This is a genomic window from Rhodococcus maanshanensis NBRC 100610 (assembly GCF_001894865.1).
GTDB classification, from domain to species: Bacteria; Actinomycetota; Actinomycetes; order Mycobacteriales; family Mycobacteriaceae; genus Rhodococcus_G; species Rhodococcus_G maanshanensis.
In genome coordinates, this window is the sequence record NZ_BCXA01000016.1 from 97,959 (window position 1) to 119,068 (window position 21,110).

The window sequence follows — 21,110 nt, forward strand, 5'->3', positions numbered from 1 at the left end:
GGGAGGACCTCTCGGCTGGGCCGAGCAGGTCAGTCGAGGGTCAGAACCTCTCCTGAGGACAACGTGTCGGACCGCGAGGTGTCCTTGAGGTCGACTCCGGAGCGTCCCAGCTTTCGGGCGCCGGACACCAAGCCCGCCACCACCTTTGCGGCCTGGGCGTAGCCGAGTCCCTCCGGCGGGTGGATGTTGGAGACGCAGTTTCGATCGGCATCGGTGCGACCGGGCCGGGGTAGATGCGTCAGGTAGATGCCGAGGCTGTCCGCCACCGACAGTCCCGGCCGCTCCCCGATCAACACGATCAGCGTCCGGACCCCCATCGCCTCGGCGATGTGGTCACCGAGCGCCACCCGCGCCTCCGTCGCGATCACCGGCGGCGCGAGCGAGTACCTGTCCGAGAGTTCCTCGGCCAGCGCTCCCAGCAGCGCGGCACCGTGATCCATCAGGGCTCGGGGCGAGAGACCGTCCCCGAGAACGAAACCCAGGTCGGCGCCGCTGCGCGGCACACCCGCCAGATCGGCGGGCAGTCGACCGAGGTCTGGCCTGCGCAGGTACTCGGCGCGGCTGCCTGCCCGGCTCGTCACCCGCACGGGACTGCCGAGCCCGAGCGCCTCGACCTGCTGCGACAGCACATCGGTGTCCAACGGTAGGTGCACCGCATCGCGGGCCGCGGCGTGTGCGGCGCGGAACTCGAGCACCCGGTCGGTCGGCAGCGAGTCCCCGGCCCGGCCGAGCCCGATCCGGGACTGCGTGCTGAGCCGCAGCTCCTCCCAGAAGTCCCGTGGCTCCGCGTCGGCCCGTGCCGTACCCGTACGCTTCTCGAGGTTCACAGCGCCCCCGTCAGAGCGCGCAGCGGTGAGGCCGCCGCGTCCACCGGGAGGACCCGGCCCGCCGCGTCGGTCATGCCGAGCCGATGCAGCCAGGCCTCGAACTCCGGGGCGGGCCGCAGGCCGAGCACCTGCCGGACGTACAGCGCGTCATGGAAGCTCAGGCTCTGATAGCCGAGCATCACGTCGTCCGCTCCCGGCACCGCGATGACGAACGCCGCCCCCGCCGCGCCGAGGAGGGTGAGCAGGGTGTCCATGTCGTCCTGGTCGGCCTCGGCGTGGTTGGTGTAGCAGACGTCGACGCCCATCGGCAGCCCGAGCAGCTTCCCGCAGAAGTGGTCCTCCAGCCCGGCCCTGATGATCTGCTTGCCGTCGTACAGGTACTCCGGACCGATGAAACCCACCACCGTGTTGACCAGGAGCGGTTCCAGGTCGCGGGCCACCGCGTAGGCGCGCGTCTCCAGCGTCTGCTGGTCCACGGGACGCCCACCGGTGCCGAGGTGGGCACCCGCGCTCAGCGCGGAGCCCTGGCCGGTCTCCAGGTACATGACGTTGTTGCCGACGGTGCCCCTCCCGAGCGAGCGCCCCGCGGCGTTGGCCTCCCGCAGCAGCGGCACCGTGACACCGAAGCTCGCGTTCGCGCCCTCGGTGCCCGCGATGGACTGGAACACCAGGTCCACCGGCACGCCCGCCTCGATCAGTTCCATCGTGGTGGTGACGTGGGAGAGCACGCAGGACTGGGTGGGGATCTCGAATCGCTGCCGGATCTCGTCGAGCAGGTGGAGCAGGTCCGAGGTGGCGTGCGGCGAGTCGGTTGCCGGGTTGATCCCGATCACCGCGTCGCCGCAGCCGAGCAGCAGCCCGTCCAGCGTGGCGGCCGCGATGCCGCGCGGGTCGTCGGTCGGATGGTTGGGCTGCAGCCGGGTGCTCAACCTGCCGGGCAGCCCGACCGTGGTCCGGAAACCCGCGGTGACCACGGCCGCCCGCGCGACCGCGATGAGGTCCTGGTTCCGCATGATCTTGCTGACCGCCGCCACCATCTCCGGCGTCAGCCCCGGCGCGACCGCCCGCAGCGTGGTGGCCGCGTCGTCACCCGCGGCCACCTCGAGCAGCCAGTCGCGCAGACCCCCGACCGTCAGGTGCGAGATCGGCTGGAACGCAGCGCGATCGTGCGAGTCGATGATCAGCCTGGTGACCTCGTCGGTCTCGTACGGCACCAGCAACTCGTGCAGGAACGTCTCGAGCGGGACGTCGGCGAGTGCCCACTGCGCCGCCGCGCGCTCGGCATCGGAGGCGGCCGCGCACCCGGCCAGCTCGTCACCGCTGCGCAGCGGGGTCGCCTTGGCCATCAGCTCGACGAGCCCGTCGAAGCTGTGGGTGGTGCCGCCGATCGTCTGGCTGTAGTGCGTCATTCGAGTTCTTCTTCCGCCTTCGCGAGAATCGCGAACTCCTCATCGGGCGAGTTGGCCACCAGGTGGTGCCGGCTGTAGAAGCCGAAGTAGGCCATGAAGGCGCCGAACGCGACCACGGTCCACATCGCCGCGGTCGGGTCGACCAGGAAGGTCGCGATCACCGCCGCGATGGCGATCACCAGAGCGAAGGACGTCGTGACGATGCCGCCCGGGGTGCGGTACGGACGCGGCATGCCCGGCTCACGCTTGCGGAGCACGATGTGGCTGATCATCATCAGCACGTAGCTGACCGCCGCGCCCAGCACCGCCATGTTGAGCAGCATCGCGCCCTCGCCGGTGAGCGAGAGGATGAAGCCGATGACGCCGGGGACGATCAACGCGAGTGTCGGGGCCTTGCGGGAGTTCGTCACCGAGAGCCGGGTCGGCAGGTACCCGGCGCGCGAGAGCGCGAAGGTCTGGCGGGAGTACGCGTACATGATCGAGAAGAAGCTCGCGACCAGGCCCGCCAGGCCGATGTAGTTGACGGCCTTGGCCGCTCCGCCGTCACCGAGCGCCTGCACCAGCGGGTTGCCCGAGGTCGACAGGGCCTCGGCTCCGAGCGCGCCGGTGGCGAGGAAGAGCACGGATGCCCCGGTGATGATCAGGAGCAGCATGCTGATGATGATGCCCTTCGGCACGTTCTTCTCGGGCTCGCGAGCTTCCTCCGCTGCGAGCGGAACACCCTCCACCGCAAGGAAGAACCAGATCGCGAACGGCACGGCGGCCCAGATCCCGAACCAACCGAAGGGCAGGAAGCTGGAGCTACCCGCGGCGCCGGGGTCGGCCGCGATGTCGGTCAGGTTGCTCGGGTCGAACAGGCCCCACGCGGACACCGCGAACACGACGAGGCCGACCAGCGCGATCGCGGTGATCACGAACATCGCCTTCAGCGCCTCACCGGCGCCGGTCAGGTGGATTCCGATGAAGATGGCGTAGACGGCGAGATAGACCCACCAGCCGTCGGTGATCCCGAACAGGTCCAATGACTCGACGTAGCCGCCGATGAAGGTGGCGATCGCGGCCGGTGCGATCGCATACTCGATGAGAATTGCTGTGCCGGTTGCGAATCCGCCCCATGGTCCGAGCGCTCGCCTAGCGAACGTGTAGCCGCCGCCCGCGGCGGGCAACGCGGAGGACATCTCGGCCATGCCGAGCACCATCGCCAGGTACATGCCGGCGATGACGACGCCCGCGATGAGCAGACCGCCGAAGCCGCCCTCGGCCAGCCCGTTGTTCCACCCGGCGTAGTCACCGGAGATCACGTAGCTCACGCCGAGCCCGGCCAGCAGCAACCAGCCGGCGGAGCCCGACTTGAGCGTCCGCTTCGCGAGATACTCACTGTCCTCGTTGTGGAAGTCCTCGTGCGAGGCCTTCTTGGTGGTGATCGCCATGGCGACCTCCTTCTCCTAGTGAATGATCACACGACACCGGCGGCGCCACCAGGGGCGACGCGGCTGCGCACAGTCTCGAAGATCTATGTCATGAATTGATGTCCACGGGGTAACGGCTGTTCAGTTCCTCGGGCCACCGGGGACGGGACAGGCATCGACCGCCTCGGCGACCACCTGGGGTTCGGCGGGCGGCTCGGGACGCCGCCCTTCCTCCCAGCTCTGCCCGGTGATCGGTTCGGTCTCGGTGAGCGCGACGGTCTCCTCTGCCGTGAACGCGCGGGCCCGGCTCAGGAAGCGCACGCCCTCCGGCGCCTCGAGGCTGAAACCCGAACCGCGCCCGGGGACCACGTCCAGCACCAGCTGGGTGTGTTGCCAGGCCTCGAACTGCGTGCCCGAGATCCACACGGGGACAGCGTCATCACCGTCGGGAGTCGAGCTCGGCACCTCGCCGGCCCCGAGCCGCAGGTCGAGCAGGCCGACCAGGACGTCACGGTCCCCGACGATGAATTCGCCTGCGGGATAACACATCGGAGCCGAGCCGTCGCAGCATCCGCCGGACTGGTGCATCATCAGCGGTCCGTGCATCCCGCCGAGGCGACGGAGCAGGTCCATCGCCGCCGCGGTCGCGACGATCCGGCCGGGCACCGTCATCGGGTCCGCCATCGGAACCTCCGTCTCGGCGAGAAGTGGAGACACGGCGCCCGCCTCGGGGGGATGAGCGGGCGCCGTGTCGTGGTCACGGCGCCCGCCGCAGGGGGGCATTGGCGAGCGCCGTGCGATCGTGGGCTCGGGCCTGGAGAGGCCTGGGCCTGGCGGATCAGAAGAAGCCTTGTGCCTTCGGGGCGTAGCTGACCAGCAAGTTCTTGGTCTGCTGGTAGTGATCGAGCATCATGTGGTGGTTCTCGCGGCCGATGCCGGACTGCTTGTAGCCGCCGAACGCGGCGTGCGCGGGGTACTGGTGGTACGTGTTCGTCCACACCCGGCCCGCCTGGATATCGCGGCCCGCGCGGTAGGCCACCCCGCCGTCGCGGGACCAGACCCCGGCACCGAGGCCGTACAGGGTGTCGTTGGCGATCTCGATGGCCTCGTCGTAGTCCTTGAAGGACGTCACCGACACCACCGGCCCGAAGATCTCCTCCTGGAAGATCCGCATCTTGTTGTTGCCGGTGAACACCGTCGGCTGCACGTAGAAGCCGCCCGACAGGTCGCCACCGAGCTCAGCACGCTCGCCACCGGTCACCAGCTGGGCACCCTCGGCCTTGCCGATCTCGATGTAGGACAGGATCTTCTCCAGCTGGTCGTTGCTGGCCTGCGCACCGATCATGGTCTCGGTGTCGAGCGGGTCACCCTGGCGCACGGCCTTGGTGCGGACGGCCGCCATCGCGAGGAACTCGTCGAAGATCTCGCCCTGGATGAGCGCGCGGGACGGGCAGGTGCACACCTCGCCCTGGTTGAGCGCGAACATGGTGAAGCCCTCGAGCGCCTTGTCCTGGTAGTCGTCGTTGGCGGCGAGCACATCGGAGAAGAAGATGTTCGGGCTCTTGCCGCCGAGCTCCAGGGTGACCGGGATCAGGTTCTGCGACGCGTACTGCATGATCAGCCGGCCGGTGGTGGTCTCCCCGGTGAAGGCGATCTTCTTGATCCGCGGGCTCGAGGCGAGCGGCTTGCCCGCCTCGGTGCCGAAGCCGTTGACGATGTTGAGCACGCCTGCGGGCAGCAGGTCGCCGATGATGCCGATCAGGTGCAGGATCGACGCGGGCGTCTGCTCGGCGGGCTTGAGCACGACCGCGTTGCCTGCGGCCAGCGCGGGCGCCAGCTTCCACACCGCCATCAGGATCGGGAAGTTCCAGGGGATGATCTGGCCGACCACCCCGAGCGGCTCGTGGAAGTGGTACGCGACGGTGTCGGAGTTGATCTCCGAGAGCGATCCCTCCTGGGCCCGGATGGCACCCGCGAAGTAGCGGAAGTGGTCGATGGCGAGCGGGATGTCGGCGTTCAGGGTCTCGCGGATCGGCTTGCCGTTGTCCCAGGACTCGGCGAGGGCGATGGCCTCGAGGTTCTGCTCCATCCGGTCCGCGATCTTGTTGAGGATCACGGCGCGCTCGGCGACCGCGGTCTTGCCCCAGGCCGGGGCGGCGGCGTGCGCGGCGTCGAGGGCGAGCTCGATGTCCTCGGCGGTGCCGCGGGCGATCTCGCAGAACGGCTGACCGGTGACCGGGGTCGGGTTCTCGAAGTACTGCCCCTTGACGGGCGGCACCCACTGTCCACCGATCCAGTTGTCGTAGCGGGACTGGAAGGACATGACGGAATCGGGTGAACCCGGACGGGCGTACACGGTCATCGAAGGCTCCTCGTGGTGTGCTGTCTCTCCCCTGCCGACGACGCGGGTGTCGCCCCGGGGGTGTGATTCAGAACACTAGGATCGCGAGGGTTGCAACAACGTTGCGTCCGGTGGAGCTCAGACCCCCAGCCGCCGGTCGAGCGTCTCGATCCGAGACTTGACCTGGTCATACATCGGCGATCGGCGGTCCATCGAGGACAGGTATGCGGCCCATGCGCCGGTGTCCTCCCTGCCCTCGACCGTGCTCGTCCACTTGGCGAGCAGGCCCTGGTCGCCCGCCCGCAGCAGCGCCGCACGCATGCGGCCGCGCAGGTCGTTCCTGATGTCCTCGACCCCGGGCGCGACCGAGCCCGGCAACACCGGGCCGCGATAGACCCGGAGAGCTGCGGCCGCGTCACCGCGGTCGAGCGCGCGGCGGACCTCGTCCACGTCCGAGCCGAGTTCCGTCAGCAACCGATACGGACGGGACCCGAGTCCTGCGGCGCCGAACACCTTGCGCAACCGCGACATCTCCGCCCGGATCGTCACCGAGTCCAGTTCCGACTCGTCGAGCAGCACCGCGAGGTGGTCGGAGCTGAGCCCCTCGGGGTGTTCGGACAGCAGCAGCAGGATCTCGGCGTGCCGCTGCGAGAGGCTCGTCCGGTCGCCGTCCCGCACCAGGGTCGGCCGCTCGGATCCGAGAACCTGGAGGCGCGGTGAGGTGTCGCCGAGCAGCCGGGGCGAGTTCAGCAGGTGCAGGCGTAGCTCGGACTCGGCAGCGGCGACGGTGGCCCGGATCAACGAGAGCACCTCGGGCACCGCGACCCGCGGCCCGCCGGTGATGTCGATGGCGCCGAGGATCTGGCCGCTCATCGGGTCGTGGACCGGAGCCGCGGAGCAGCTCCAATCGTGGACCGTGCGGCTGAAGTGCTCGGCCTCGAAGATCTGCACGCAGTGGTCGAGCGCGAGCGCGGTCCCCGGGGCGTTGGTGCCGACGCGGTCCTCGCTCCAGTCGGCCCCCTCCACGAAGTTCATCGCGAGCGCCCTGTCCTTTGCCTGCGAGTCACCCTCCACCCAGAGCAGGCGCCCCTCGGCGTCGCTGATCGCGACGAGCAGGCCGGTGTCGGCGGCGTCGTCGACCAGCAGCTTGCGGACCACGGGACGGATCAGTGCCATCGGGTGCGCGGAGCGGTATCGCTCCAGTTCGACGCCGTCGAGGTCGACGCCGTCGCCGACGGCATCGGGGTTCACGCCCTTGTTCCGGCTGCGCAGCCACGAATCGAGGACGACCGACCGGACCGGGTCGTGCCCTGCGGCCGCGGGATCGACTGGTTGTCCCTGGCCACCGTCGACGAACGACCTGTGGGCAGACGACATCAATCGCGCGAGTTGCGCGACATCATCGCCCGGCCGTACGGCAATCCAGGGGTTGCCGTGCGTTGCTCTGGTCAATCGAGTTCCTCCGTGACGTCCCACCAACTGTAACGCCGGTCACACTCTGCCACTCCCCTGGGCGTCGTGCGCGGGACTCGCGTCGCCCTCGATCAGGGCGGACACCCGTTCTGCGATCATCACCGCGGTCGCGTGCGGACCGCGCGAGGTGACCACGGGCATCACCGAGGTGTCGGCCACCAGGACCTCGTCCACGCCGATCACCCGGCAGCGGTCGTCCACGACGGCGTCGCGGTCGGCCTCCGACCCCATCCGGCAGGTTCCGGACAGGTGCATGGAGGTGCCGAGGTTCTCGAATGTCTCGCTCGGTGAGGGTCCCGCGCCCGCGGCCACCCGCCCGAACGCCGCCGAGGCCAGCAACCCCCGCGCCAGATCGAGGCCGGACCGCATCGCGGCCCGGTCGGCTGCGGACGCCAGGTACCGATACCGGACGACCGGCGGGTCCGCCGGGTCGGACGACCGCAGGGTGAGCTCGCCCCTGCTGTCCGGGCGCATCAGCGCCACCCCGAGCCGCGGGTCCGGATCCGCCACGCCGGGAATGATCTCCGCGAACGGTGCGGTGTACGGACGGATCTCGATGCCATCCACCTCCAGCACCGCTTCCAGGACGGCGGTGTGCTCGTTCCTCGGGACGCGCAGGCGAGGCCGGTACGCGAGCGTCACCTCGGGATGGTCGCCGAAGTCGCGGCCGACGCCGGGTCTGTCCGCGACGACCGGCAGCCCCAGGCCCGAAAGATGTTGTGCTGAACCTATTCCGGAGTGCATCAACAGATGAGCGGTTCCGATCGCACCCGCGCACAACACCACCTGACGGGCCGGGAGCAGGCGCAGCTCACCCGCTATCTCCGCCTCGACTCCCACCGCCCGCACACCGTCGAACACCACTCGGCGGGCGACGACGCCGGTCCGTACCCGCAGATTCGGCCTGCCGAGAATCGGTTCGAGGTAGGCGGCCGCGGTGCTGATCCGGCGCCCCGCGACCGCGTTGAGCGGTACCGGGCCTGCGCCGTCCGCGTTCGGCGCATTGAGATCCGCCGCGTACCCGAATCCCTCCGTCGCGCAGGCGTCGAGAAAGGCGGAACTGACGGGATGCATGCTCTCGCGACCGATCCGGGTAACCGGCATCGGACCGTCGTCACCGTGCCACCGGGAGTTACCCGCCCGGTCGGTCTCGAGCTTCCGAAAGTACGGCAGCACTTCGGAGTACGACCACGTCGCCGGCCAGCTCCGGAAGTCGGACGCGGTGCCGCGGATGAAGTAGCCGCCGTTGACCGCCCCGGATCCGCCGAGCACCCGGCCGCGGGCGATGGTCGTGCTGTGCCCTGGCAGCAACTCGACAGGATAGGTCGCGGCGACGTCGCTGCGCGGTCCGACCGGCAGCAGGCCAAGCGGCCCTGGATCGCCCGAACCGGGCCCGGCTTCGATCAGCAGCACCGCGCGATCGGGGTTCGCGCTCAGGCGCGCGGCAACCACACAGCCGCTGGATCCACCGCCCACCACGATCACATCGGCCACCGGATCGGGGGCCGGCACCGGTCAGCCCCGCAGCCGGGGCTTGAGCGCGGCAATGCTGCGCTCGGCGAGCGCCCCGCGCCAGAGTCCTGTGCCGTAGGCGATGTCGTCCATCCGCTTGAACACGGTGTGCCGCACCGGCCCCAGTCCGCCGGGCTCGCGGTGCGTGTACCAGTCGGCGAGGCCCTCGGCCACGGCCACCGCAAGCAAGGCACGACGGACCCGGGACGAGACCAACGCGGCCAGCAGCGTCACCGGCCAATAGTGCCTGCACATCGCGGAGGCGAGCTGCCAGACCCCGCCAGCAAAGCCCTGCGCGGCGAGGATGACCGAGATCCGGGTCGGCTGGTCGAGCTCCCGGAAGGTCCGGCGCAGGCGGATGACGGTGACGAGCTGCGCGACAAGGGACCCGGCCAGGCCGAGCCTGGTGCAGGTCGCGGCCAGCAGCACGGCCAGCAACGTCAAGGGCGACATGGCGACGGGCGGCACCAGCCCCTCGTGCCGGAGCGCGAGCGGGGCCGCACCAGTGCCATAGAAGAGCTTGCGGCCGAACCACTTACGGAACGAGACGCGGTGATCGTGGGCGACATTGGCGATCGGCTCGTAGCGCAGCCGCCAGCCCGCCGCGTGCAGCCGCCAGCAGAGGTCGACATCCTCGGCCACGTGCATCTCCGCGTCGAACCCGCCGCACTCCTCGAGCGCACGCCTGCGGACCAGCATCGCCGCACTGGGCACGTAGGACACCGGGCTCCCCGCCCGCACCGCCCCCTCCTTGCGCCCCAGATCGAGCGAGGATCGAGCGTGCTCGTACCGGGCGATCGCGCCCGCATCGGGTTGGAGAGCGACGATCCGCGGTGCGGCCATCGCGACCGCCGGGTCGCTGAAATGACCCAGCATCGCCTCGAGCCAGCCCAGTCGGGGCACCACGTCGGAATCCAGGAAGGCCACGTACTCCGTTGTCGCGGCAGCCATCCCGGTGTTGCGGGCGGCAGCAGGTCCGAGTGCGGTCGGATGGCGGAGCACCCGCACCTCGGCCCGCCCGTCACAGCACGGCGGGGTCGTCACCGGATCGTCGGAACCGTCGTCGACGACGATCACCGAGAGTCCGCGCAGCGCGGGCAGCAGTCGATTGAGGCCTGCGATGTTGTTGTGGAGCGGGATGACGACCGTGACGTCCTGGTTCGACGGCGAGCTCATCGGCCGGGGGTTCGCCACCCCGGAATCGAGGAGGTGCCTGGCAACCTGCGCGGATTGGGTGTCGACCACCTTCAGGTATCCGTCGCCGATCATCGCCGCCGCGGTCGGGGCGAGCTTGAGCATCCGGGTCGGGGAACCCCCGATCAAAACCCGTCCACCCGAGAAGGTGCGCACCTTTGGATCGATTCGCACCCCGAATCCGTCGGGCAGTCGAGCTTGGCGCATCAGGTGATCGTATTCGGATCTGCTCTCACCGCAACATGCCTTTGCCATCTGGTTGCCATCGCAACACGGCCGCAACACAGCGCGCCACCATCTGCTCGAACACCCGTTCACCTTCGGCCGCACTCGCCCCGGTCGGATCGCCGAGCACCCCGTTCACGCTGACGGACGCGATCCCACCGGCCCGCAACCGGTCCATCAGCTCACCGATCGGCTGGGTGACGCCCGGCTGCGCGCGGTCCATCCGTACCTCACCTGGCGAAAGATGCAGCAGCAGGGAGGTTTCAGTGCGCCCGGCGTGCGCATCTGCCCCCGGCACCGCACAGGGCAACCAGGCGACGTCCCGACCCTCGTAGCGAAGCAACGCGACCGCTTTGGCGAGGGTGGGTGCGTTGCCGCCGTGCCCGTTCACCAGCAACACGCGCGGCGACCATCGACACGCCGAACGCCCGTACTCGACGACCACGGTCTCGAGCGCGGACGCGCCGAGCGAGACGGTTCCCGCGAAGCCCTCGTGCTCACCGCTGGCCCCGTAGGCGATGGCGGGAGCGACCGTCAGGCCGGGCAGCGACCGCGCCACCGCGACCGCGATCCGGGTGTCGGTGTCCAGTGGCAGGTGCGGCCCGTGCTGCTCGAGCGAACCGATCGGCACCGCGATGGCGGGCGCGTCGGCGTCGATGTCGGGCCAGGTGGCGGCGGCGAGATCCTCGGTCACCCCCCGATGCTATGCGCGCCCACCCTGGTGAACGGAGACGTTCGCCCGGACAGGTCGAACGGACCATTCCCTCAGCCCGAAACCTACTGGGACAGTTCCACCTCCAGGCGCCCGAGCACGGCACGCCAGTACTCGCGCTGCCGCTCGCGCTCGCCCTGGTCCGCCAGGCGCTCCTGATGGAACCGCACCGTGGTCCCGGTCGCGGTCTCGCGCATCGCCACCTGGACCGTGCTGTCGTGAGTCCAGTTCCGCGGCCGCCACGTCAGTCGGATCCGGTCGTGCTCGCGCCTACTGCGCAGTTCCCCACGGGTACCGTCGTCCGCCCGCCAGGCGCCGCCGGCGGCCTCTGGGAGCACCGCCCCGGTGCCCAACCACACGGCGGGGTACCCCGACAGCAGGCGCCACACCGCCTCCACGGGATACGGCAGCGTCTTCGACACCCCGATCTCCCACCCCGCGTCCCTGGTCAGCCCCACCTGGCGCGCACTACTCGCCTCGGTCATGTCCGGCTCTCCCTCCGTCGTCTTGTCCTTGCCTTGTCCCGGTTGCCGCAGCGCGACATCGCGCACCAGCGGCGCGCCCCCGGCCGTGAGGTGTCCACGAACACCAGGGCACAATCGTCGGCCGCGCAGCGCCGCACCCGCCCGGCGAGCGGTCCCCCTACCAACGCGACCGCGTCGCGGGCCACCGAGGCCAGCACGCGTGCCGCCGTGACCGGCGAGGCGACCGCCACCACCCCCGCCGACAGCCGGGGTGCGAGGTCCGGGCGTGCCGCGACCACGTTGAGCGCGTCGACATCCGCTTCCGCGACCGGTTGGCCGTCGGCGAGCCGATTGATGCTGCGCCACAGCACCTCCCGCAGCGCGATGGCCTCGGCCAGGTCGGCGGGCCCCACCTCGACCCCCTCCGGCGGGATACTCGCACGGATCAGCTGGGAGGCACTCGCCCAAGCCGCGAGGTCATGGGGGCTGTGCAGGGTCTCCCACCGTGCCCGCTCGCCGAGACCACCGGTGTAGAGGAAGTCGATGCAGGTGGCGCCGCCGACCACGGAAAACCTTGCGCCATCCGCGGCGACGAGGGTGACGGCATCGGTCCGACTCATTGCACCACTTTAACTGGTTACCCCGACTCGTGGTCGAGAATCCGCGGGCCAACTGAATCGGCGGCCTACGATCGGCACGTGGGACAGGACCGAATGCCGCTGCGAGGCTTCGGCACCGTGAACTTCGAGCTGATGCTGCTCCGCCGGATGCACGACCACCAGCCGGCGCTGGTCCGGGCCGCCCTCAAGAACCTCGGCAAGAGCGCCACCGACCTGCGCGCCGCGCACGCCCAGTGGCAGCGCGGCCTGCGGGGCGGTTTCCCCGGTGGCGCCTCGCGGTACCGGCTCGCCCTCGGCAGGCCCGCCGTGGTGAGCTCACGCCTGCTGCCCGCGGTCGGCGAGCTGGCCATCGAGGCCTGGCCGATGCCGCTGTGGCCCGGACTGCAGTTCCAGGTCACCTTCGGGCCCGGAGGGGACGTCGTCGACGAGCGACTCGCCAGGATGCCCGACGGGGCCACGCCCGCCATCGCCTCGGTGGCGGATCTGCGGCCGTGGCTGTTGGTCATCGACGACCTGGAGTCGACCTGCTCCCCCGTCCGCTACCGCATGTCCGCCGGGACCGTCGCCAGCCATGCGGCCGCCGTGTTCGCCACTCCGGACGGCGCAACGTGCGAGGCGCAGTTCTCCTGGGGCCTGCTCCAAACCGCCATGGCCGTGGATGCCGGAAACCAACAGGCGGACTGACCTTCGAAGGGCAGGATGGCCCCATGGCCAAGGACGAGGTGACGCGCGCGACGACGATCATGCTGATCCGGCATGCGGAACGACCCGAGGGCGGCGAACCGCCCTTCGGGGTTGACCGGGACGGCACCCGGTGCGACGAATCGCTCACCCCCACCGGCTGGCTACGCGCAACCGCGCTCGCAGCGCTCTTCGCGCCCGACGCGGGCGAGCCGCCCGCCGGGCTGGTCCGCCCCGAGGCCCTGTTCGCATCAACACCGAGCAAGAAGGACGGCAGCAAGCGCTCGCTGCAGACGATCTCGCCGCTGGCCGACAAGCTCGGCGTCGAGGTGGACACCGAGATCGGGCGATCGGAGGTCAAGGCTCTCGCGAAACGGGTGTTGCGCACGCCTGGCCCGATCCTGATCTCCTGGCAGCGCGAGTACCTCCCCGAGATCGTCGATGCGCTCGGCGAGGTCGATTCGACGCCGCCCGACCCGTGGCCCGAGGATCGCTTCGATGTGATCTGGCTGCTCACCCCGGACGGCGCGCACGGCTGGGTGTTCAGCCAGCTGCCGCAACGCCTGCTGCCGGGCGATCGCGCCACCGGCATCTGACGCGCCTCAGAGCGCCACGGCCACCCGATGCCCCTCCCGCACCGCCGCGTCCGCGCGCCGAGGTGTCAGCGCGTCGCCGATCCGATGGACCTCGAACTCGCTGTCGGACAGTTGCTTCCAGAGGCGGTCCTCGGGCTGCTGGTGCACCGCACACACCACCCAGTCGAACTCCGGCTCTGAGGTCACCCCGGTCGGATGGTGCAGCAGCGCGACCCGAACCGCCGACCCAGCCGCCGCGACGACCCCCATCGGCACCAGGTCCGTGAGCTGCGCGATGCCCCTGAGGTGCGCCCTGCTCTGCCAGCCCTCCATGTCCAGCGTGAGGCCCAGGTCCTGGCCGACGATCATGCCGTTGGTCGCGACGGTCACCGCACAGCCACGTTCGGCGAGCGATTCGGCGACCGACGTCGCCTGGTGGAAGCCCAGCTCGTCGATCACGAGCACGCGGCCACCGGGATCGGCCCGGCCCTCGAGCACGTCCCGCACGTCCACCACCCGCGCCGACTCCCCTGCCCATCGCGGCCGCTGCGGCCGGGCCCCGGTCGCGACGATCACCGCGTCGGGCGCCAGTGACCGCAGCAGGTCCGCGTCCACGTCGACGCCGGTCCTGACCTCGACGCCGTACCGAGCGCATTCCGCCTCGAGATTCCGCACCAGGTCGCCGAACTCGGCCCGGCCTGCCGCAGCCGCCGCGGCTCGGACCTGGCCGCCGATGCGCGCGTCCCTCTCGAACAGCGTCACCCGGTGACCACGCTGCGCCGCCGTGGCCGCGGCCTGCAGCCCGGCCGGTCCGCCGCCGACGACGCAGACCCGCAGACCGAGCCGTCGCGGCATCGGCAACAGAACCGATTCCCGTCCGGCCATGGGATTCTCGACGCATCCGAGCCAGCGGCCCAGGCCGACCCGGCCGATGCACTCCTGATTGCAGGACAGACAGGTCCTGATGTCGCCGGGCCTGCCCGCCGCGGCCTTGGCGGCGAAATCGGGGTCCGCGATCTGTCCGCGCACGACCCCGATCAGGTCGCAATGGCCCTCCTCGATCGCGAGATCCGCATGCTCCGGGTCCGTGAACCGGCCGACGCCGATCACCGGCAGCGTCACCCGCCCGCGGATCGCGTTCGGGATGAACAGGGCATACCCGCGCGGAACCGCCATGGAACCCTCGATCAGGTGCAGGGTCTGCGTCGCCATGCCGATCGAGGTGTTGATGTAGTCGACGTGTCCGCCGGCCTCCACCATCGCGGCGACCTCGACCGCCTCGTCGAGGTGGATACCGTTCTCGATCAGCTCCTCGCCGGTCAACCGCACGCCAAGCACCGGCTCTGGCCCGAGCGCCGCGCGCACCGACGCCACGATCTCGAGCAGGAACCGGGCGCGATTCGCCAGCGCGCCCCCGTACCGATCCGTGCGCCGGTTGGCGTCGGGTGAGAGGAACGCCCGCACGATCGATGCCTGTGAGCACTGGATCTCGACACCGTCGAACCCGCCGCGCCTGCAGTGCTCGGCGGTGGCCGCGAAACCCGCTACGAGCTCCTCGATCTCGGCCGCGTCGACCGCCTTCGGCACCTCGCGGAACAGCGGATCGGCCACCGGACTCGGCGCGAGAACCGGCCGCCGCGAGTACATCCCGGAGCCCTGTCCGCCGTTGTGATTGAGCTGGGCCAAGATCACCGCCCCGTGGGCGTGCACGGCGTCGGTGATCTTCCGATAGTGCGGGACCACCTCGGGGCGGTACCCCTGGATCAGCTTCTCGTACGGCCAGTCCGACGGGTGCGTGCTGTGTTCCTCGGTGATGATCAGGCCCGCGCCGCCCCTGGCGCGCGCCTCGTAGTACGCGACGTGCTGTTCGGTTGGCAGGCCGCCGCGGGCACTGTTGGTCAGGTGCGCCGAGAACACCACCCGGTTCCGCAGCGTCAGCCGACCCAGTGCCAACGGGGTCAGCAGGTGGCGGTAGGTCATGGCCGCACGTCCCGGACGGCCGCCACCGCCGCCGCCCGGCCCTCCCGGATCGCTTCGGCTGCGGTTCGCGGCGCCAGGCAGTCCCCGACGCGGACCGACGCGGGCCGCTGCCGGAACAGCATCTCGTCCGGAACCCGGTGCGTGCAGTCGATCAGCGTGGCCGCGGCGTGCACCCGCCGCTCGCCGGTGTAGACGTTCTCCAACAGGACGCCGTACGCGTCGATCGAGCGAACGGTCACGCTCAGGTGGCGCGAGACGCCTGCCCGCTGCAGCCGGGCATTGGCGGCGGAGAGGTCGCCGGTTCGGCCCAGCTGAACGCCGACGACCTGGTCCGGTGTCGCGATGGACACCTCGCGGCCACCGGCGGCGAGCCATTCGGCGACCGCGACGGCGACCTGATCCCCCACCGGGTCGAACACCAGGATCGGGCCCTCCCGCAACGGCTTTCCTGCCAGCACCTCCTGCGGGCTCACGATCTCGACGCTCGCGTTGCGGTCACCTCGCCACGGGTTCGGCACGCTTCCTGTCGCCAGGATCACCGCGCGGCCTGCGGACCTCGCCGCATCGATCTCCTCGGCCGTGATCGCCCGACCGGCCTCGACATGGACGCCGAGCCGGCGACATTCGGACTCCAGCCAGTCCACCAGCGTCGCGAGCGAGGCGCGGCCGCCGCCGACCGCGGCCACCCGCAGCATGCCGCCGAGCCGGGGACCGCGCTCGGCGAGGGTGACCCGGTGACCGCGCATCGCCAGCACCCGCGCGGCTTCCAATCCTGCGGGCCCGCCGCCGACGACCAGGACGTGACCCGGGTCCTCGGCAGGCAACCCCTCGTCGGGGTCGATGCTCTCGTGTCCCGCCGACGGATTCCCGACGCAGGTGATGATCGGATTGCGCGGGTCGCGAACCTGACAGGTCTGGTTGCAGAGCAGGCACGGCCGCGGTGCGGCATCGGCCGGCCGCAGGGACCCGCCGCCGCGCCGCGCCTTGACCACCAGGTCCGGCTCGGCGATCTGCGCGCGGGTCATCTCCACCGCATCGGCGGCACCGTCCGCGAGCGCGCGCTCCGCCTGATCGGCCTCGATCACGCTGCCCTGCAGCACGACCGGCACCGCACCCGCCACCGCCGCGCGGATCGACGCACACAGTTTCACGTTGAACACCGGCGCCGTGTGTGCGTCCGGCCGGTACGCCTCCACCGACATCGGACCGCCGCGGACGACGACCAGCAGGTCGATCGAATCCGCCAACTCGCGGGCGTGCCGCGCGGCGATCTCGGGGGTGATCCCCGCCCACGGCGCGAGCTCGTCGCAACTCAGTCGCAGCGACAGCACCCGGTCGGGACCGAGCTCGCCGCGGACGGCCTCGATCACCTCGCGGGTGAGCCGGAGCCGGTCGACGCCGTACCCGTCGCCGCGCAGGTTGGTCAACCCCGAGTGGAACTGCCGCAGCAGCGCCCGCGGGCCCGCGTCGAGTTCGACCCCGTCCATCCCGGCATCCCTGGCCGAGGCCGCGGCAGACCGGAATCCCGCTATCAGCGAGTCGATCTCGACCCGTTCCATCTCCATGGGCAGCTCACGGGTGACGACGTCCGCGACGCGCGAGGGCCCCCACAGTGCCGACTGCGAGTTCGCGCTCGAGCCCTGAAGCCCGGTGTGGCCGAGTCCGGCCAGCACCAGCGTTCCGTGCGGCCTGCACGCGGCGGCGACGTCCCGCCAGCCAGGACCGCAGTCCGCGGCCAGCGGCGCCCGCTCGTACGGCCAGTCGTCGGCGTGTACGGAGGCGACCTCGGTGACGATGATGCCCGCGCCACCGCGGGCGCGTCGCTCGTAGTACGCGACGTGGCGCCCGGACAGGGAACGGTCGCTGCCCAGGTTCGTCTCGTGGGGTCCGAACAGCACCCTGGACCGGGCGGTACGCCCGGCCAGGGTGAGTCCTTCGGTCAGCCGCAGCGTCACGACCTGCGACGCCTATACCTGGCTCAGAGGCCGAGGGGGCGGGCGAATCCCGGCGGGATCACGATGTCCGCAGCGGTCAGGTCCTGCACGGACGAGTGCCCGAGACCCAGTAGCGCCGAATCGATTCCACCGCGGAGGATGTCGAGCACGTTCTCGACGCCCGCCTGGCCGTTGGCCGAAAGGCCCCACAGGTAACCCCGGCCGATCATCACCGCGCGGGCACCGAGGGCGACCGCCTTGACGACGTCGCTGCCGCGCCGGATGCCGCCGTCGAGCAGCACCTCGATGTCGCTTCCCACCGCCTCCGCGATCGCGGGCAGCGCCCGGATCGGTGCGGGCGTGCCGTCGAGGTTGTTGCCGCCGTGGTTCGACACCGAGATCGCGGTGACGCCCGCGTCGACCGCGCGCTTGGCGTCGTCGACCCGCATGACGCCCTTGAGCATGAACGGGCCGCCCCACTGCTCACGCAGCCATGCGACGTCCTCCCAGGACGGCAGCGGCGTGCCCATCCACTCGCCGTACGCGCCGAAGAAGGTCGGTGCCTGCTCGCCGGGCGCGGCCAGGTTCGGGGTGGTCAGGTCCGGCACGCGGCCGGTCTTCGCGAACTCCCACAACCACTTCGGCCGGGTGATGGCCTCCGGCGCGAACCGGACCATGGCCTTGAGGTCCATCTTCTCCGGGATCGCCGGGCTGCCCCAGTCGCGGCCGTGCGAGAAGGACCAGTCCAGGGTCATGATCAGCCCGGTCGCCCCTGCCGCGCGCGCCCGCTCCATGCGCTGCAGGAGCACCTCCCTGCTGCCGACCCAGTACATCTGGAAGAAGGTCTGCGGGTTGGCCGCCGTCACCTCTTCGATCGACTTGCTGGCGAACGAACTCAGCCCCATCGCGACGCCGCGGGCGGCTGCGGCCCTTGCGACCGCCACCTCGCCGTCGGGGTGCACGGCCTGCACGCCGGTCGGCGAGATCAGCACGGGCATCGAGATCGGCTGTCCCATCACGGTGGTCGACAGATCCCGCTTGTCCGACAGCCCCGCGACGTGCGGGGCGAATCCGAGCTCACCGAAGGCCGAGGTGTTGTCGTCGAGGGTCAGGCCCTGCTCCGAACCGGCGATCAACGCGCCGTACACCGACTTCGGCAGCCGCTTCTTGGCCCGCCGCTGCGCCTCCGCAACGGTTTCGAACCAGGCATTCTTGGCCATCACTGAACCTTTTCTACTGAGGTGAACAAGTCTCGTTAATTCATTCCCGCGAGCGGGTTCTCGTCGCAGACCTTGGCGGGCGGGCGCACCATCAGCTGCAGCGGGACGGGTGCCCGCGGGGTGCGGCGGTTCCCGGTGCGGGAGTGGTCGACGCTCGACTTCGGGATCTCGCCGCGGGTGCCCGCGAGCGCGGTCTCGCCGTAACCCTGCACGCACTCGGGGTCAGGGCCGTCCATCGGCAGGCCGGTGAAGAACTTGGCCGCCATGCAGCCGCCGCGGCAGGAGTCGTAGTGGTCGCACTTGCTGCACGCGCCGCCGGTCTGCGGGGAACGCAGCTCGGCGAACAGGTCGGAGTGCTGCCACACGTGCTGGAAACCGCCGTCGGCCACGATGTTTCCCGCGAGGAACTGCTCGTGGATCGCGAACGGGCAGGCGTACACGTCGCCGACGGGGTCGATCAGGCACACCACCCGTCCCGCGCCACACAGGTTCAGGCCGGGGAGCGCGTCACCGTAGGCGGACAGGTGGAAGAACGAGTCGCCGGTCAGGACACCTTCGCCGTTCGCGACGAGCCAGTTGTACAGCTCGCGCTGCTGCGGCTGGGTCGGGTGCAGCTCGTCCCAGACGTCGGCGCCACGGCCGGACGGACGGAGCCGGGTGATCCGCAGCGTCGCGCCGTACTTGTCGGCGAGCGCCTTGAACTCGTCGAGCTGGCCGACGTTGTGGCGGGTGACGACGACCGAGATCTTGGCGTCCTTGAATCCGGCCTCGGCCAGATTCTCGAGGGCACGGACCGCCATCGCGAAGGACCCGGGGCCGCGCACCGCGTCGTTGACCTCCGCGGTCGCGCCGTCGATGGAGATCTGCACATCGACGTAGTCGCTGGCGGCAAGCCGGGCGGCGACCTTCTTGTCGATCTTCACACCGTTCGTGGAGAACTTGACGCCGACCTGGTGCTCGGTGGCGTAGTCCACGAGCTCCCAGAAATCGGACCGGACGGTGGGCTCGCCGCCGCCGATGTTCACGTAGAACACCTGCATCCGCTGCAGCTCGTCGATGATGGACTTGCACTGCTCGGTGCTCAGCTCGCGCGGATCGCGCCTGCCGGAGGACGACAGGCAGTGCACGCAGGAGAGGTTGCAGGCGTAGGTGAGCTCCCAGGTGAGGCAGATGGGCGCGTCGAGTCCGAGTTCGAACTGTTCGACGAGCCGGCCGACCGGGGCGGGCGCGGGGCGATCGAGCATGGAGGTCATGGGCTGTGTCCTCGGGGTGTGGGGTTGCGGATCAGGCGAGCTCAGGCCGCGGACGCGCCGGGCACGATCATCTTCGAATCGGCCAGCGTGGCGAGCGCACGGGCGTAGGTGTCCACCTGCGCCTCGTCGATGCCCGCAGCACGGATGGCGGTCCTGGCGTCGGGATGGTCGGGCAGGGCCCGCACGATCTCGACGATGGTGCGGTTCTTCAGGAACGAGAGCTTCCTGGTCCCAAAGTGGTAGAGCAACGCCCCGAAAGGTTCGGGGCGCAGCGCCACCTGCGGGTGAAGCTTCCACCCGGTGTCGAGATCCACGGTCAGTACACGCCGCACATGCCGTCGATCGAGACCTCTTCCACCAGGGCCTCCTCGACGAGCTCGGTTCCGGCAACGACGCTTTCGCGATGCTCAGACATCTACATACCTCCTGTGTCAGGGTTGGCGTCAGTCACCGCGATCGGTTCGCTGTGACTCGGCTCACCACACTAATGGCATCGAGTGCACAATGAAAGGTCCGGAGGGGAAATTGACGCAGGCCGGCAGCAAACCCGCAGGTCGCATTGGTCGTCGACCGTCGACGACGCGCGATCGGATCAGCAATATCGGCATCGAACTGTTTGCCGAGCACGGTTTCGAGGAGACCAGCGTCGATCAGATCGCGGAGGCCGCCGGGATCGCCAGGCGTACCTTCTTCCGCTACTTCCCGTCCAAGAACGCGGTGCCGTGGGGCGACTTCGACCTCCATCTGGCGAACATGCGCGAGCAGCTCGCCGAACTCCCCCGCGAGATCCCGCTGGCCGAGGGGCTCGCCTCGGCACTGCTCGAGTTCAACAGCTTCCCGCCCGACGTGGCAGCGCTGCATCGCAAGCGGATGGAGATCATCCTGCAAGCTCCCGCGCTGCAGGCGTATTCGATGGTGATGTACGACGGCTGGCGCGGCGTGATCGCCGACTACGTGGCGGACCGGATGGGCTGCCGACCCAGCGACCACCTGCCGCGCACGATCGGCTGGATGGTCCTCGGCATCGCCCTCTCCGCCTATGAGCAATGGCTGACCGACGACTCCCTCGAACTGCCGGACCTGCTCCGCGCCGGGAGCGAGGTTCTCTCGCACGGGCTCGGCGCCTCCGCGACCGAACGCGACTGACCAGCCCGATCGCGCCTCGGGGTGGCTCGGCCGACCATCCCTGAGCTGCCCCATCCCGATTATCGGGATCGCCACTCTGCAATTTACGATCCACCTGGTTGCATGTTTTCCTGCTACATTTGAAAACTAGAACAC

At 70.1% G+C, this 21,110-nt stretch carries 20 protein-coding genes; 3 read left to right on the forward strand and 17 right to left on the reverse strand.

Annotated features, from left to right (window positions below; translation table 11 throughout):
• Positions 1-29: 29 nt before the first annotated feature.
• The 11 genes from eutC to RM1_RS08830 all read right to left on the reverse strand — a co-directional run bounded on the left by eutC (position 30) and on the right by RM1_RS08830 (position 12,186).
• Positions 30-827: an ethanolamine ammonia-lyase subunit EutC gene (eutC, locus tag RM1_RS08780; RefSeq protein WP_072750942.1), complete on the reverse strand. Its 798-nt coding sequence runs from the start codon at positions 825-827 to the stop codon at positions 30-32.
• A complete protein-coding gene (locus RM1_RS08785) occupies positions 824-2,236 on the reverse strand; it encodes an ethanolamine ammonia-lyase subunit EutB (RefSeq protein WP_072750943.1) in 1,413 nt (470 codons plus the stop codon). Before RM1_RS08785 ends, eutC begins: the two co-directional genes overlap by 4 nt.
• Positions 2,233-3,666 carry an ethanolamine permease gene (gene eat, locus RM1_RS08790; protein ID WP_072750944.1) on the reverse strand — a complete coding sequence of 478 codons (1,434 nt, stop codon included), beginning with the start codon at positions 3,664-3,666 and terminating at the stop codon, positions 2,233-2,235. The genes RM1_RS08785 and eat overlap by 4 nt, the downstream gene beginning before the upstream one ends.
• A 120-nt stretch (positions 3,667-3,786) precedes the next feature.
• Complete coding sequence (locus RM1_RS08795; RefSeq protein WP_245816170.1) at positions 3,787-4,317, reverse strand: DUF779 domain-containing protein; 531 nt, start codon at positions 4,315-4,317, stop codon at positions 3,787-3,789.
• Positions 4,318-4,483: 166 nt separating this feature from the next.
• The gene (gene adh, locus RM1_RS08800; protein ID WP_072750945.1) at positions 4,484-6,007 is read right to left on the reverse strand and encodes an aldehyde dehydrogenase; all 1,524 of its coding nucleotides are present in this window, start codon (positions 6,005-6,007) and stop codon (positions 4,484-4,486) included.
• A gap of 117 nt (positions 6,008-6,124) precedes the next feature.
• Positions 6,125-7,363: a sigma-54-dependent transcriptional regulator family protein gene (locus RM1_RS08805; RefSeq protein ID WP_231496424.1), complete on the reverse strand. Its 1,239-nt coding sequence runs from the start codon at positions 7,361-7,363 to the stop codon at positions 6,125-6,127.
• A gap of 114 nt (positions 7,364-7,477) precedes the next feature.
• Positions 7,478-8,971, reverse strand: coding sequence for a mycofactocin dehydrogenase MftG (gene mftG / locus RM1_RS08810; RefSeq protein WP_072750946.1), 1,494 nt, complete (start codon positions 8,969-8,971; stop codon positions 7,478-7,480).
• Positions 8,972-8,974: 3 nt separating this feature from the next.
• A complete protein-coding gene (mftF, locus tag RM1_RS08815) occupies positions 8,975-10,372 on the reverse strand; it encodes a mycofactocin biosynthesis glycosyltransferase MftF (protein ID WP_072750947.1) in 1,398 nt (465 codons plus the stop codon).
• 25 nt (positions 10,373-10,397) lie between these two features.
• Complete coding sequence (gene mftE, locus RM1_RS08820) at positions 10,398-11,084, reverse strand: mycofactocin biosynthesis peptidyl-dipeptidase MftE (protein ID WP_072750948.1); 687 nt, start codon at positions 11,082-11,084, stop codon at positions 10,398-10,400.
• Between the two features lie 83 nt (positions 11,085-11,167).
• Complete coding sequence (locus RM1_RS08825; RefSeq protein ID WP_072750949.1) at positions 11,168-11,587, reverse strand: SRPBCC family protein; 420 nt, start codon at positions 11,585-11,587, stop codon at positions 11,168-11,170.
• Positions 11,584-12,186, reverse strand: coding sequence for a CGNR zinc finger domain-containing protein (locus tag RM1_RS08830; RefSeq protein WP_072750950.1), 603 nt, complete (start codon positions 12,184-12,186; stop codon positions 11,584-11,586). Before RM1_RS08830 ends, RM1_RS08825 begins: the two co-directional genes overlap by 4 nt.
• 78 nt (positions 12,187-12,264) lie before the next feature.
• Here RM1_RS08830 and RM1_RS08835 point away from each other — a divergent pair, with 78 nt between their 5' ends.
• Together RM1_RS08835 and RM1_RS08840 are read left to right on the forward strand one after the other, a co-directional pair.
• A complete protein-coding gene (locus RM1_RS08835; protein WP_143069396.1) occupies positions 12,265-12,870 on the forward strand; it encodes a hypothetical protein in 606 nt (201 codons plus the stop codon).
• Positions 12,871-12,893: 23 nt separating this feature from the next.
• Positions 12,894-13,463 (forward strand): histidine phosphatase family protein, encoded by a 570-nt coding sequence (locus RM1_RS08840; protein WP_072750952.1) that lies wholly within the window; start codon positions 12,894-12,896, stop codon positions 13,461-13,463.
• A 6-nt stretch (positions 13,464-13,469) separates the two neighbouring features.
• On the opposite strand, the gene RM1_RS08845 is transcribed toward RM1_RS08840, so the two are convergent.
• From RM1_RS08845 to mftA, 6 genes are read right to left on the reverse strand one after another with little or no spacing between them, the layout of a single operon-like run.
• Positions 13,470-15,422 carry a mycofactocin system FadH/OYE family oxidoreductase 2 gene (locus RM1_RS08845; RefSeq protein WP_072750953.1) on the reverse strand — a complete coding sequence of 651 codons (1,953 nt, stop codon included), beginning with the start codon at positions 15,420-15,422 and terminating at the stop codon, positions 13,470-13,472.
• Positions 15,419-17,377 (reverse strand): mycofactocin system FadH/OYE family oxidoreductase 1, encoded by a 1,959-nt coding sequence (locus RM1_RS08850; RefSeq protein ID WP_072750954.1) that lies wholly within the window; start codon positions 17,375-17,377, stop codon positions 15,419-15,421. The genes RM1_RS08845 and RM1_RS08850 overlap by 4 nt, the downstream gene beginning before the upstream one ends.
• A gap of 23 nt (positions 17,378-17,400) precedes the next feature.
• On the reverse strand, positions 17,401-18,576 hold the full coding sequence (gene mftD, locus RM1_RS08855) for a pre-mycofactocin synthase MftD (RefSeq protein WP_027500595.1): 1,176 nt from the start codon (positions 18,574-18,576) through the stop codon (positions 17,401-17,403).
• A 35-nt stretch (positions 18,577-18,611) separates the two neighbouring features.
• The gene (gene mftC / locus RM1_RS08860) at positions 18,612-19,829 is read right to left on the reverse strand and encodes a mycofactocin radical SAM maturase (RefSeq protein ID WP_072750955.1); all 1,218 of its coding nucleotides are present in this window, start codon (positions 19,827-19,829) and stop codon (positions 18,612-18,614) included.
• Positions 19,830-19,870: 41 nt separating this feature from the next.
• Positions 19,871-20,161, reverse strand: coding sequence for a mycofactocin biosynthesis chaperone MftB (gene mftB, locus RM1_RS08865; RefSeq protein ID WP_072750956.1), 291 nt, complete (start codon positions 20,159-20,161; stop codon positions 19,871-19,873).
• Positions 20,146-20,244 carry a mycofactocin precursor MftA gene (gene mftA / locus RM1_RS08870; protein ID WP_072750957.1) on the reverse strand — a complete coding sequence of 33 codons (99 nt, stop codon included), beginning with the start codon at positions 20,242-20,244 and terminating at the stop codon, positions 20,146-20,148. The genes mftB and mftA overlap by 16 nt, the downstream gene beginning before the upstream one ends.
• 110 nt (positions 20,245-20,354) lie before the next feature.
• Between mftA and mftR the strand changes: the two genes are divergently transcribed.
• On the forward strand, positions 20,355-20,975 hold the full coding sequence (gene mftR, locus RM1_RS08875) for a mycofactocin system transcriptional regulator MftR (protein ID WP_245816161.1): 621 nt from the start codon (positions 20,355-20,357) through the stop codon (positions 20,973-20,975).
• Positions 20,976-21,110: the final 135 nt, after the last annotated feature.